Origin of the sequence: Ruminococcus sp. 5_1_39BFAA, assembly GCF_964240875.1 — a bacterium.
Classification (GTDB): Bacteria; Bacillota; Clostridia; order Lachnospirales; family Lachnospiraceae; genus Blautia_A.
This window is the reverse complement of record NZ_CAXSVO010000001.1, coordinates 395937-408865: the sequence shown is the minus strand read 5'-3', so window position 1 is coordinate 408865 and position 12929 is coordinate 395937. Positions and strand designations below refer to the sequence as shown.

At 46.8% G+C, this 12929-nt stretch carries 11 protein-coding genes and 1 riboswitch; of the genes, 10 read left to right on the top strand and 1 reads right to left on the bottom strand.

Annotated features, from left to right (window positions below; translation table 11 throughout):
* Window positions 1-65 precede the first annotated feature (65 nt).
* The 3 genes from ACESZH_RS01810 to ACESZH_RS01800 are packed head-to-tail and all read left to right on the top strand — an operon-like array spanning window position 66 to window position 3423.
* A complete protein-coding gene (locus tag ACESZH_RS01810) occupies window positions 66-2225 on the top strand; it encodes a Tex family protein (protein WP_373216278.1) in 2160 nt (719 codons plus the stop codon).
* Window positions 2225-2500, top strand: a complete 276-nt coding sequence (locus ACESZH_RS01805) for a DUF1294 domain-containing protein (RefSeq protein WP_373216276.1) — start codon at window positions 2225-2227, stop codon at window positions 2498-2500. The genes ACESZH_RS01810 and ACESZH_RS01805 overlap by 1 nt, the downstream gene beginning before the upstream one ends.
* On the top strand, window positions 2497-3423 hold the full coding sequence (locus ACESZH_RS01800; protein WP_373216275.1) for a mechanosensitive ion channel family protein: 927 nt from the start codon (window positions 2497-2499) through the stop codon (window positions 3421-3423). Before ACESZH_RS01805 ends, ACESZH_RS01800 begins: the two co-directional genes overlap by 4 nt.
* Before the next feature lie 19 nt (window positions 3424-3442).
* Here ACESZH_RS01800 and ACESZH_RS01795 read toward each other — a convergent pair whose 3' ends face one another.
* Window positions 3443-4636, bottom strand: coding sequence for an MFS transporter (locus ACESZH_RS01795; RefSeq protein WP_373216274.1), 1194 nt, complete (start codon window positions 4634-4636; stop codon window positions 3443-3445).
* Window positions 4637-4770: 134 nt separating this feature from the next.
* Window positions 4771-4909: riboswitch (FMN riboswitch) on the top strand.
* 142 nt (window positions 4910-5051) lie between these two features.
* On the opposite strand from ACESZH_RS01795, the gene ACESZH_RS01790 reads away from it, so the two are divergent.
* The 7 genes from ACESZH_RS01790 (at window position 5052) to ACESZH_RS01760 (ending at window position 12896) form a co-directional block, all read left to right on the top strand.
* Complete coding sequence (locus tag ACESZH_RS01790) at window positions 5052-5687, top strand: ECF transporter S component (protein ID WP_373216272.1); 636 nt, start codon at window positions 5052-5054, stop codon at window positions 5685-5687.
* A gap of 160 nt (window positions 5688-5847) precedes the next feature.
* Window positions 5848-6528 carry a response regulator transcription factor gene (locus tag ACESZH_RS01785; protein ID WP_373216270.1) on the top strand — a complete coding sequence of 227 codons (681 nt, stop codon included), beginning with the start codon at window positions 5848-5850 and terminating at the stop codon, window positions 6526-6528.
* Entirely contained in the window at window positions 6525-7790 is a 1266-nt protein-coding gene (locus tag ACESZH_RS01780) for an ATP-binding protein (RefSeq protein ID WP_373216268.1), read from the top strand. Before ACESZH_RS01785 ends, ACESZH_RS01780 begins: the two co-directional genes overlap by 4 nt.
* Before the next feature lie 79 nt (window positions 7791-7869).
* The gene (locus ACESZH_RS01775; protein WP_373216266.1) at window positions 7870-8628 is read left to right on the top strand and encodes an ABC transporter ATP-binding protein; all 759 of its coding nucleotides are present in this window, start codon (window positions 7870-7872) and stop codon (window positions 8626-8628) included.
* 1 nt (window position 8629) lies between these two features.
* Window positions 8630-10975 (top strand): ABC transporter permease, encoded by a 2346-nt coding sequence (locus ACESZH_RS01770; RefSeq protein WP_373216264.1) that lies wholly within the window; start codon window positions 8630-8632, stop codon window positions 10973-10975.
* Window positions 10976-11103: 128 nt separating this feature from the next.
* The gene (locus ACESZH_RS01765) at window positions 11104-11568 is read left to right on the top strand and encodes a MarR family winged helix-turn-helix transcriptional regulator (RefSeq protein ID WP_373216262.1); all 465 of its coding nucleotides are present in this window, start codon (window positions 11104-11106) and stop codon (window positions 11566-11568) included.
* A complete protein-coding gene (locus tag ACESZH_RS01760) occupies window positions 11565-12896 on the top strand; it encodes an MATE family efflux transporter (protein WP_373216260.1) in 1332 nt (443 codons plus the stop codon). The genes ACESZH_RS01765 and ACESZH_RS01760 overlap by 4 nt, the downstream gene beginning before the upstream one ends.
* Window positions 12897-12929 lie beyond the last annotated feature (33 nt).

Genomic DNA, 12929 nt, shown 5'->3' with positions numbered 1-12929 from the left:
TAAGATATTACTAGAGGGTGCCCTCCGGAGGCACCCTTTTCAGACTGTTAAGAGGAGAGTGAAGAATGGATATTATTCAGGTAATTGCGCAAGAGCTGGGCGTGCAGAAATGGCAGGTTGAGGCGGCTGTAAAGCTGATTGACGAGGGAAATACAATACCTTTTATTTCCCGATATCGCAAGGAAGCCACAGGAACGCTTAATGATGAGCAGCTCCGAAACTTGTATGAGCGTCTGAATTATTTAAGAAACCTGGAGGAAAAAAAGAATCAGGTTCTGGCAAGCATCGAGGAACAGGGAAAGCTGACGCCTGAACTGAAAAAACAGATCCTGGATGCCCAGACGCTGGTGGTCGTGGAGGATCTGTACCGCCCTTACCGTCCGAAACGGCGTACCCGCGCGACTATTGCAAAGGAAAAGGGACTGGAACCTCTGGCAAATATCATCATGCTGCAGATGACAAAGAAAGCACTGGAAGAAGAGGCGCAGGCATTTCTTTCTGCGGACAAAGAAGTAAATTCGGTGGAAGAGGCCATTGCCGGGGCAAAGGATATCATTGCGGAGCATATTTCCGATGAGGCGGATTACCGTATCCGCATTCGTGATCTGACAACAGATAAAGGAAGCATCAGTTCTGCTGCAAAGAATGAAGAAGAGCAGTCTGTGTATGAGATGTACTATGAATTCCAGGAGCCGATCAAGAAGCTTGCAGGCCACAGGATTCTGGCGCTGAACCGGGGTGAGAAAGAGAAAATCCTGACAGTTAAAGTAAATGCACCGGAAGAAGATATTATCCGTTATCTGGAGCACCAGGTGATCACAAGGGACAATCCTGTTACAACACCCGTATTAAAGGAAGTAGTGGAGGACAGCTATAAAAGGCTGATCGGTCCGGCTATCGAGAGGGAGATCAGGGCAGATCTGACAGAAAAAGCAGAAGACGGCGCGATCAAGGTATTTGGAAAAAATCTGGAGCAGCTATTGATGCAGCCTCCAATTGCAGGCCAGGTAGTGCTTGGATGGGACCCGGCTTTCCGTACAGGCTGTAAGCTGGCAGTTGTTGACGGGACAGGAAAGGTTCTGGATACAACAGTGGTTTACCCCACAGCGCCGACTAACGAAGCGAAGATCAAGGCAGCGAAAGATACTGTGAAAAAAATGATCAAAAAATACGGCATTACCCTGATTTCTGTTGGAAACGGCACTGCTTCCAGAGAGTCAGAGCAGGTGATCGTGGAAATGCTGAAGGAGATCCCCAATGAGAAGGTGCAGTATGTGATCACAAATGAAGCAGGTGCATCGGTGTACTCCGCAAGCAAGCTGGCGACAGAGGAATTCCCGAATTTTGACGTGGGACAGAGAAGCGCTGCATCCATTGCCAGACGTGTGCAGGACCCGCTGGCTGAGCTTGTAAAGATCGATCCGAAATCCATCGGTGTAGGGCAGTACCAGCATGATATGAACCAGAAAAAGCTTGGGGAAGCGCTGTCAGGCGTAGTAGAGGACTGCGTAAACAAGGTTGGAGTGGATCTGAATACCGCATCGGCTTCCCTGTTAGAATATATTTCAGGTATCAGCAAGGCAATCGCAAAGAATATTGTGGTCTACCGCGAGGAGAACGGTCGTTTTACCAGCAGGAAGGAGCTTTTGAAGGTGGCAAAGCTTGGCCCGAAGGCATTTGAGCAGTGCGCCGGATTTATGCGCATTGCAGGAGGAAAAAACCCTCTGGATGCCACCAGTGTCCACCCGGAAAGCTATGAGGCGGCAGCAAAGCTTCTGGAAAAGCTGGGCTATGAGCCAAAGGATATCACAGGCGGTAAGCTTTCCGGCCTTTCCAGACAGATCAAGGATTACAGAAAGCTTTCCAAAGAGCTGGAAATCGGGGAAATTACCCTTCGTGATATTGTGAAGGAGTTGGAAAAGCCTGCCCGTGACCCACGTGATGAGATGCCAAAGCCCATTCTCCGCACCGATGTGCTGGATATGAAGGATCTGAAAGAGGGCATGATCTTAAAGGGAACTGTGCGAAATGTAATTGATTTCGGAGCATTTGTGGATATCGGTGTGCATCAGGACGGATTGGTACACATTTCTCAGATGAGCGATAAGTTTATCAAGCATCCGCTGGAAGCGGTAAGCGTGGGAGATGTTGTGGAGGTACGTGTCCTGGGTGTGGATTTACAGAAAAAGCGGATCAGTCTTTCCATGAAAGGGATTAATAAGTAATGTCTGATATTTTAAGCATATATTTGCTGGCAGTCAATGTCCTGGCGTTTGCGGTTTATGGGGCCGATAAACAGAGGGCGCGGAGAAATATGTGGCGAGTGCCGGAGTCTCAGCTTTTGCTTTTGGCAGCAGCAGGAGGCTCAGTGGGGGCGCTGCTTGGTATGCGGTGCTTCCGCCACAAGACGAGAAAACCGAAATTCCGTGTGGGAGTTCCGGTGATTCTGATCATACAGGCAGTGCTGGCGAGTCTGCTTATGGCAGGAGGTAACGGATGATGGGGCTGGTGTATAGAAAACCTTTGTATGCAGCGGAGGTTTTGAATCAGGAAACTGTGGAAGAAACCGTGCAGGAAATCACGACCAATGTAAACCGGTATCAGCAGTATATAAAGGATCATATTCCGGATATCGCAGGCTTTGGCATCAAGGTGGTCCTGGCGATCGCGGCATTTTATGTGGGCGGAAAGCTGATAAAATGGCTGCTGAAGGTTGTCAGGAATTCCATGGAACGTGCGGGAGTGGACAAGGGTGTGATCCAGTTTGTTGGCTCCCTGGCAAAATTCATGCTTTATATGATCTTGATCTTTAGTATTGCCATTCAGTTTGGGGTGGAGGAATCCTCTGTTGCGGCCCTTTTGGGAACAGCCGGTGTTACCATCGGTCTTGCCCTGCAGGGAGGGCTGTCAAACCTGGCGGGAGGCGTGATGCTTCTGCTGTTCAAGCCCTTTCAGGTGGGAGATTACATTGTTCAGGATCAGGCAAAGGGATGCGAAGGGACCGTAGATAAGATTGAAATCTGCTATACCACTCTGCTTTCCGTTGACAATAAGCATATCGTAATCCCAAACGGCACATTGTCCAACAGTACCATTATCAATGTGACCGCGAGGGATATGCGGAAGCTGGAAATTAAGGTAGGAATATCCTATGATTCGGATGTACGTCTTGCAAAGGCGACCCTGGAAGAGCTTTTAAAAGAGGATCCGGATACAAAAGATGATAAGGATATGGTAGTATGTGTGGATGAACTGGGTGAAAGCGCTGTTGTGATGGCGCTTAGGGTCTGGGTCCCCACAGACCGCTACTGGCCTGCGAAATGGCGCCTGAATGAGCGTATCAAAGAGGAATTTGACAACAGGGGAATCGTGATCCCATACAACCAGTTGGAGGTTCACGTACATCAAAAAGAAGAGAACTGAACCGGGTGTTTCTTTAACTTCAATGCGGCATTTCGGAGGTTTTTTCTGTGGCAAAAAGCAGGATAATCATGCCAATAGCAGCCGCTGCTGTACCGAAGGTCAGCATGGCAGCTACGCCTGCCTTGTCAATGAGAGGGCCTCCAAGTAAGGCGCCAAGCACACTGCCCAGGGTATAGGTCATGGTCATATACGCCTGGCCCTTGATCGCATCCCGGGAATCCATGATGGAATTTACATAATACACGGAGGAGACGGTGATCAGCGCCCAGCCCAGCAATTGGAAAAGCTGGATTGCATAGAACACGGGCATATTTGGCGCAAGCAGGCTTCCCAGGCATTTCAGCATAAAGAAGATGCCGGAAATCCGGAACCAGATGTCACAGCGGACTTTTTTCAGCATATAGCCAAAGAGAAACATGGTGGGCAGCTCGATCAGCGAAGCAAGGGCCATGGAAAATCCCATCTCTGCGCTGGTCCCGCCCTTGCTCTCCACGATCTGGAAGGTAAAGCTGTTCAGCAGAACGTGGCTTATGTAAAGAAGGACACAGCCGATCAATACAACGGCAAAACGTGGATATCTTTTGAAAAAATACAGAGGGCTTTGGCTATTTTTCTCCTTTTTGGACGATTCGGATACAGTCTTTTGAAAAGGAAAGACCATCAAAAAGAAGAAAAGTGCAGCAAATACTCCAGCCGTTGCCACAGGTACAACACCTGCGCCTGTCCGGTCTGCCACAATGCCGAGGATATAGGCGGCAACCGCATAAGCCACGGAGCCCATGCCACGGGAAACGCCGAAATTCAAGCGCTTTCCCTGGTTGATGCTTTCCATGCCCAGCGCGTTCACTAAAGGGGTCAGAAGCTGCAAGATGGTGATACATCCGCCGTAAAGCAGTCCGGTCAGCAACAGGGAGCCTTTGCTGAATATAAGAAGCAGCCCCATAACGATCACAAGGATCGTGAACACAGATACGATCCTTTTCAGGGAGGGACTTGATGGGCTGTCCGCATAGCTGGCGATGGTCGGCTGCAGCACTGCCGAAATGATTCCCGCCGCTGCGATCAGCAGGCCAATCTGTGTATTAGAAAAGCCAACATCCAGAAGATAAAGGCTGCTAAAGCCCATGATCACAGCGAAATTCATCCAGAAAAAGCCCTGGATGAAGGCATATTTTACAGTAAGGTTTGAAGATTTTTCTGTTGATGGTGACATATTTTTGCTCCTTAATATTTAGTAACGATAAGTGAACAGTACCATTTAAGCACAATTTTTTCATATTGTAAAGAAAATTTCGAAACCCTATTGAAATCCATACTGTATAGGTTTATAATATAGTCCGTAAAAGAAAATTTCTTCGGGGCAGGGTGATCGAGGTCATAGCAGCTTTGAAATTCCCTACCGGCGGTATAGTCCGCGACCCGCTTTGGCGGCTGATTTGGTGAGATTCCAAAACCGACAGTATAGTCTGGATGAGAGAAGAACGCGATTCATAGTTTCATGTTTACGTGCTCAGCGCCCCGGGATTTACGCCCGGGGCTTTTTTTCCGTAGAAGATGGGTGGCACCGGAAGCTACAGGGAAAACTTGCAGAAATTTTCTTTCAGAATAATTTCAAAGGAGCGAACAGTATGAGTGAACAAGTATTGAAAAACGGAGACGTAATGGCGAGAAGCCGTACCAGGACCATTGCACAGGTGGCAATGCTGGGAGCCGTGGCAGGAGTACTGATGAATTTTGAATTCCCACTTCCTTTCCTGGCCCCCTCCTTTTACCAGCTTGATTTTTCTGAGATTCCTGTCATGGTAGGTTCTTTTGCGATGGGACCGATCGCAGGTGTACTCATTGAACTTGTAAAGATTCTGGTACACTTGGTGACAAAAGGCACCATGACAGCAGGTGTAGGTGATGTGGCAAACTTCCTTTTCGGCTGCGCATATGTGGTTCCGGCAGGGCTGATCTACCGTTACCGACATGTAAAGACCAGAAAACACGCTGTGATGGGAATGGCTGCAGGTACAGTTCTCACGACCATCCTGGCATGTTTTGTAAATGCGTTTATATTACTTCCGGCATACGGAAAAGCATTCGGAATGCCTGTGGAGGCTTTCATTGAGATGGGAACTGCCGTACATAGCAGTGTACACAACCTGTTTGGGTTTGCAGTGATGATCCTTGTGCCGTTTAACCTGTTTAAATACACGCTGACATCTGTCATTGTATTTGTACTTTATAAGAGAATCCGCGTGATCCTTCGGGGAGACTGATCAGGATTAACTGAATATGAGCTTAGCGGGCACTTGCCTTTGGCTTTACAGGTCACAGGCAGGTGCTTTTCTTTGTTTCATAGGAAAGTACTCCAGTTAGCTGCTTGCTATTATCCCTTTGAACAGTTATGATAGACTCAGTATATTTGGGAGGGAAGCAATGAAATACGATTGTTTGATCATAGATGATGAGGAACTGCTGGCAGACAGCACAGCGGAATATTTTAATCTGTTTGGCGTAAAAACGGCTGTGGTATACAATGCCTCAGACTGCAGGAGTTTTTTCCGGGAGAATACGGCAGAGCTGCTGTTGCTTGATATCAACCTTGGAGACAGCAGTGGCTTTGAGCTGTGCCGGGAACTGCGTGAAAAAACGGAAATCCCGATCCTGTTTATTTCTGCACGGACAAGCGATGATGATAAGATCGTTGCGCTGAATATCGGAGGGGACGATTATGTGCAAAAGCCTTATTCGCTGGGAGTTCTGTTAGCAAAGGTAAAAGTGGTGCTGAGGCGGTATGGTCAGAGTGTGAATAAGGGGTATACGGACGGATGGCTAAAGGTGGACTTTGGTGCAAGGGAGGTGCTGGTTGACGGAAAAACAGCCAGACTGACCTCACTTGAATTTAAGCTGCTGTCCTATCTGATCAAAAATGAAAACAGAGTAGTTTCAAAACAGGAGCTGTTTGAAAAAGTCTGGGAGGATAAGTTTACAGGCGATGGAACACTGAACGTACATATCCGGAAAATAAGGGAAGCAATTGAACGGGAGCCGGGAAGACCCCAATATATTCTTACGGTTTGGGGAGATGGGTATAAGTTTGTGGGGGAAAAGCAATGAAAAAGCGTGTGCTTCTGATCTGTCTGATACTGGCCTTTGCAGTGGAAATCATAGCTCTGGTTGGTTTTGCAGTGCAGGATCCGGATAATTCGCAGGATGCAGTTGCGGTAAATGAGGCCGTCCAGTCCGTACAGAGAGACTGGAACTCAATGGAAAACCATAAAAACCACACAAGTCTTGATTACGTTGTGATCGACAGGAACGGAAGGGTGGTCTTTCAAACAAAGCCGGGCTTGAGTGAAAGTATCAATATGGCGGTCATACATCGTGATACCATTCTCGATATCCAGTCAGACGGCTCCGTGGAGGGAAAAATTATAATCTGGAACAACGGTGCTCAAACCCTGCAGTCGCAGAAACGCACGGCAGTTATGGTTCTGGCAGCCGCGATCCTGATACAGTGCGGCATCTGCGTGGGATATGTACTCTATTTGGATCGGGTGGTAATAAAACCGTTTCAGGATCTGAAAGGTTTTGCAGAGCGTATTGCAGGCGGAAACCTTGACATTCCGCTGGAGATGGACAGACACAATCTTTTCGGGGTATTTACGGAGAGCTTTGACATTATGCGCGCGGAACTGAAAAAGGCAAGAGCAGCAGAAGCGGAAGCCAATGCCAGCAAAAAGGAACTGGTAGCCAAGCTTTCACATGACATCAAAACGCCTGTGGCAAGCATCAAGGCAGTTTCTGAGGTAGGAATGGCGCTGGCAGAGGATGATAAAATGCGGAACAATTACACACAGATCATCCGCAAAGCAGATCAGATCAATACGCTCATCACAAACCTGTTTACCGCAACGCTGGAAGAGCTAAGACAGCTTACCGTAACGCCCACTGATATAGAAAGCAGGGAATTGAAAACACTGTTTGAGAATTCGGATTACCTGGGCCGCGCATTTATCCCGGATGTTCCCGATTGCCTTTTATACGCAGATAAGCTGCGTTTGCAGCAGGTATTTGACAATATTTTTGCCAACTCTTATAAATATGCAAACACGAAAATCGATGTAGCGATATGCAAAAACAGCCGCAGTCTCAGTGTCTGCATGGAAGATCACGGAGGCGGAGTCAGCAGGGAAGAACTGCCTCTTTTAAAAGAAAAATTCAAGCGCGGAAGCAATGTAAAGGATATGGAAGGGGCTGGTCTGGGACTTTATATTTCCGACTATTTTATGAAAGAAATGGGTGGGGGGCTGGTTGTTGAAAATGGACAAAATGGACTGAAGGTGACCGTGACGATCGCTTTGAGCGGTACGATTTAAGGAATCTTTAAGGTTTGGCTAAAGACATTTAAGAATTAAAAAAATAAAATAGAACGTGTAAAAAGCAAGGAGGTTTGACATGAAAGAAATATTGCTGAAAACAGAAAATTTAAGCAAATCCTTCTCAAGCGGCGGGACTTTGCAGCACGTTCTGAAAAACATTGATCTGCAGCTTTATAAAGGGGATTTTACCGTGATCATGGGAGCAAGCGGTGCGGGAAAATCCACGCTTTTGTATGCGCTGTCAGGAATGGATACGCCCTCTCTGGGCACGATCACTTTTGGAGATGAAGTCATATCGGATTTAAATTCTGACCAGCTTGCCGTATTCAGGCGCAGGCACTGCGGGTTTGTATTTCAGCAGATATATCTGATTGACGGGATGAGCATCATGGATAATGTGCTTTCAGCAGGGCTGCTTGTGAATAGAGATAAAAAGGCGCTGGTCCGGCGCGCTGGGGAGCTGTTAAGGGCAGTAGACATATCCGAAGAAACGGAGAAAAAATTCCCCACCCAGATTTCAGGCGGTGAGGCGCAGCGGGTTGGCATTGTCAGGGGCCTCATCAATTCTCCGGAAATCCTTTTTGCCGATGAGCCTACGGGGGCGCTTAATTCGAAAACAGGTCTGGATGTACTGAATATGCTTACAAAATTTAATGAGCAGGGTCAAAGCGTCGTGATGGTTACCCACGACATGCGCTCTGCGCGGCGGGGAAACCGTATTTTGTACTTAAAGGACGGCGCGATCCTGGGAGAATGCGATCTGGGCAAATACAGGCACGGCGACCAGGCAAGACATGAGAAGCTTTCGGGTTTTCTTACACAGATGGGGTGGTAGCATGAAGAAAAATTTTTTAATTGCCCGCTCCAATATACGGAAGGCGAAGGGACAGACTGCCGCGATTATCGTTCTTATACTGCTTGCGGCAATGATGATGAATTTGTGGCTTATGCTGTCTATGGATTATAAGCGGAATTTTGAACGTTACCATGACCGGCTTAACGCGGAGCATGTTACATTGGCTTTAGGCAGCCGCGATGCCGGATTACGGAGCTTTATCTCGGAGATTCTTGGGAAAGATGCGCGCACAGAGGAATATTGTATGGGGGATGCCTTATTTATGGTTGGTTCCTTTGCGTACAACGGCGGCGAGGTAAACGCGGAATTTATTATTCAGGAAAAGCAAGCTGCCTTAAATCGTTCCGTAGGAAGGATTGAGATCGTGGAGGACAGTGATTTTACAAGCGGTATTTACCTTCCCATGCTTTATAGCGCTGACAGCAATCTTACAGTGGGGCAGACCATTGAACTGACCATTGGAAGTCATGTGGAAAAGTACACGGTATGCGGATTTCTGAACAGTGTCATGACAGGCTCCCATAATTGCAGCATGACAACGCTTATGTTTACGGAAGATAAGTTTAAGGAACTGGAAGAAAAGGGTTATGCCCCCAAATCTACGTTGGTTTCGGTTAGGATCCATGACGAAGAGGAAAGCGAGGATTTTGAGACAGACCTTAGCAATGAGGTATCTTCACAGTATCCTGGTGTGCGTATCTTAAGCAATTCCTATACGCTTGTGGCATCTTCGCGCTATATTTCACAGATGATCTGCTCCGGAATCGTCAGTGCAATGGCATTTTTTGTAACGCTGATCGCGTTGGTCGTGATCGCTTCCAATGTTATAAATTATATTCAGGAGAATATGAAAAATCTTGGTGCATTGAAGGCGGCAGGTTATACAAGCAAACAGCTTATTTGCGTACTTTTATTACAGTTTACAGGCGTCGCGCTGCTGACCAGTACGGCAGGGATCGCATTGTCCTACTGCCTTTTTCCAGGCATAAACAGGATGATGATCTCACAGACAGGCATTCCGTACAGAATGAGATTTTTGCCCATGCCTTTTCTCATAACTTTTGTGCTCGTAGAGGGAACAATTGCTTTTACGGTATGGCTGTCAGCCCGCAGAATTAAAAAAATAGCGCCTATCGTTGCGCTCCGTCAGGGGGTTCAGACACACAATTTCAAACGCAATCATGTTCCCCTTGACAGAACAAAGGTGTCCTTAAATCTTGCGCTTGCATTTAAAACCACTCTGTCCGGAGTAAAACAGAATGTTACGGTTTGTGTCACGATGCTGGTTCTTTCGCTTATTGTAGTATTTTCGGGATTGATGACAGAGAACGTTATTGTGGACATGGGACCGTTTGTTGATCTGATCGTGGGTGAAACGGCGGACTCGTGCATTAATGTAAATGTGGAAAGCGAAGACCATTTTTTGCAGGTTATGGACAAAGATGAACGGGTGGAAAAAGCTTATCTTTATAACAGCATAGAAGTCCTGCATGTTGACGGTGTTGCGCTGACTGCGACCCTTACGGAGGATTTTGGGAAAGTGAACAATCAAAAGGTTGTTTTTGAAGGGCGGTTCCCGAAATTTGATAACGAAGTGGCGATTGCCGCAAAATATGCAAAGGAATATGGCTTGAAAATCGGTGACGAAATTACAATGGCGGCAGAAGGAAATGAGAAGGACTATATCATCTCCGGGTTTACACAGATTTCCAACAATCTGGGAAAGGATTGTCTGCTGACACGGAGCGGTTATGAGCGAATGGGAAGCCTTCGGAATGTGAGCTACTATATTAATCTTGCAGAGGGGACTGACGTGGACGCATTTAATGAAGAGATCAGCAGGCAGCTTGGAAATAGCGTAAATGTAACCATAAATATAGAATCGGTTATGAACGGTACGGCTACTGTCTATGTATCGCTGATGACCATTATTGTAATTGCGATCCTCGTATTAAGCGGAATCATTATTACATTCGTATTGTATCTGCTGGTAAGGATCATGCTCAACAACAAAAAACGGGATTACGGGATCCTGAAAGCCCTTGGCTTTACCACAAGACAGCTTGTCCTGCAAACGGCGGTCAGCTTTATGCCTGCCGTTATACTATCAACGGCAGTTGGGATCGTGGTAAACGCCTTTTTGATCAATCCGCTGGTTGGCCTTTTTTTGAACGGTATCGGCATTGTAAAGTGTACGTTTAAAATTCCGGTTGGCTTTATCACGGCTGCGGGAATAGGACTGGTACTGTTCGCCTTTGGAATCGCGTGCCTGCTGTCCCTGAAAATCAGGAAGATCACGCCCAGGGCTTTGCTGGCAGGAGAGTAAACAATACAGGAACCTAAACTGAGTGTGCGCTTGGCGCACACTCTTTTGCGTCTTGACAAAAGTCCGAAATCGGAATATAATACCTACTGTTATAAAAAGTCCGATTTCGGATAAAGGGGAGACGCAGGATGGAAAAGAAAAATATTGAAAAAAGACTTTCGGAATATAACGGCATCATAAAAGAGAATGATGAGCTGTACCGCGGCGTCGCGAAGGCATTCGGCCTGCCGGATTGTGCGTTTTGGATCCTGTATGCCCTGCGGGAGAGTGGCAAAACACTGACACAAAGCGAGATCTGTTATGCGATGTACCAGCCGAAGCAAACGGTCAATTCTTCCCTGAAAAAGCTGGAAAGAGAGGGCTGTATTGTGCTGACGGAGATGCGTGACCGCCGCAGCAAGGAGGTACACCTGACAGAAAAAGGCGTAAAGCTTGCGGAAATGACAGTTGACCATGTGATCTCTGCGGAGCGCATAGCCTTAGCAGGATTGACGGATGAAGAGCATGATACATTTATGAAACTATTCCGCAGATACACAGGATTATTGAAGGACAGCATTGGTGATCTGCTGGAAAAACAGGAGGAAAAATGACGATTCAGTTATCAGACCACTTTACTTATAAGAAACTGCTAAACTTTTGTTTTCCGCCTATAATCATGATGATATTTACCTCCATTTACGGAGTGGTGGACGGTTTATTTGTATCAAATTTTGTGGGGAAAACGCCCTTTGCGGCTATTAATCTGGTGATGCCTTTTATTATGATACTGGGTGGATTCGGGTTTATGATCGGTACCGGAGGCAGCGCGCTGGTTGCCAAAACCCTGGGAGAAGGAAACAAAGAGAGAGCAAACCGTTATTTCACCATGATGATCATAGCTACCGTGATCGGAGGAATTGTGCTTTCGGTTCTGGGTATGATTTTTATACGCCCCATATCCTATCTTTTGGGCGCAACGGAAGCAATGATCGAAGACTGTGTTCTCTATGGAAGGATTCTTTTTATATTTAATACGGCATTTATGCTGCAAAATGTATTCCAGACCTTTCTGGCTACAGCAGAAAAGCCTAAACTGGGACTTGCTGCTACGGTGGCAGCCGGTGTTACCAATATGACTCTGGATGCTTTATTTGTTGCCGGGTTTAGATGGGGCGTTGCAGGTGCGGCACTGGCGACAGGGCTTAGTGAGTGTATCGGCGGCATTCTTCCGCTTATTTATTTTTTACGTCCTAACAGCAGCCTTCTCCGGCTTACAAAAACAGGACTGGAGGGGAAAATACTGCTGAAAGCCTGTATAAACGGAGCATCTGAGCTGATGTCAAATATATCCGGTTCCCTGGTGAGTATGCTTTACAATTTCCAGTTGATCCGTTTTGCAGGAGAAAATGGGGTGGCAGCTTACGGGGTGCTGATGTACATCCAGTTCATTTTTGTGGCGGTTTTTATAGGCTATACCATCGGAACATCTCCCATTGTGGGGTACCATTACGGTGCGGGAAATCACAGCGAATTGAAAAGTATACTTCGGAAAAGCCTGAAACTGATGGGGCTGGCGGGTATCGTTATGATGATACTGGCACAGGCTCTTGCAGCACCGCTGGCAAATATATTTGTAGGATATGACAGGGAACTTTTCGACATGACAAGACACGCATTTAAAGTATTTTCCTTTTCGTTTATTCTGTCCGGTGCAAATATTTTTGCATCCTCATTTTTTACTGCATTAAACAACGGCGGAGTTTCGGCGGCAATCTCTTTTCTGCGGACGCTTGTGTTCCAGATGCTTTCTGTGTTGATCCTTCCGGTTGTTTTCGGACTTAACGGAATTTGGTGGGCTATCACGGTGGCAGAAGTATGCGCCTTTATGATTTCCCTGATCTTCCTTTATGCAAAGCGAAATAAATATCATTATATGTGATAAAAAATGGCGATACAGTTTATAGTGACTGTA

Coding starts and splice junctions, on each gene's coding strand:
- ACESZH_RS01795 (WP_373216274.1), bottom strand. CDS start 4,636: ATGTCACCATCAACAGAAAAATCTTCAAACCTTACTGTAAAATATGCC.
- ACESZH_RS01760 (WP_373216260.1), top strand. CDS start 11,565: ATGACGATTCAGTTATCAGACCACTTTACTTATAAGAAACTGCTAAAC.
- ACESZH_RS01800 (WP_373216275.1), top strand. CDS start 2,497: ATGATGGGGCTGGTGTATAGAAAACCTTTGTATGCAGCGGAGGTTTTG.
- ACESZH_RS01780 (WP_373216268.1), top strand. CDS start 6,525: ATGAAAAAGCGTGTGCTTCTGATCTGTCTGATACTGGCCTTTGCAGTG.
- ACESZH_RS01765 (WP_373216262.1), top strand. CDS start 11,104: ATGGAAAAGAAAAATATTGAAAAAAGACTTTCGGAATATAACGGCATC.
- ACESZH_RS01785 (WP_373216270.1), top strand. CDS start 5,848: ATGAAATACGATTGTTTGATCATAGATGATGAGGAACTGCTGGCAGAC.
- ACESZH_RS01805 (WP_373216276.1), top strand. CDS start 2,225: ATGTCTGATATTTTAAGCATATATTTGCTGGCAGTCAATGTCCTGGCG.
- ACESZH_RS01775 (WP_373216266.1), top strand. CDS start 7,870: ATGAAAGAAATATTGCTGAAAACAGAAAATTTAAGCAAATCCTTCTCA.
- ACESZH_RS01770 (WP_373216264.1), top strand. CDS start 8,630: ATGAAGAAAAATTTTTTAATTGCCCGCTCCAATATACGGAAGGCGAAG.
- ACESZH_RS01810 (WP_373216278.1), top strand. CDS start 66: ATGGATATTATTCAGGTAATTGCGCAAGAGCTGGGCGTGCAGAAATGG.
- ACESZH_RS01790 (WP_373216272.1), top strand. CDS start 5,052: ATGAGTGAACAAGTATTGAAAAACGGAGACGTAATGGCGAGAAGCCGT.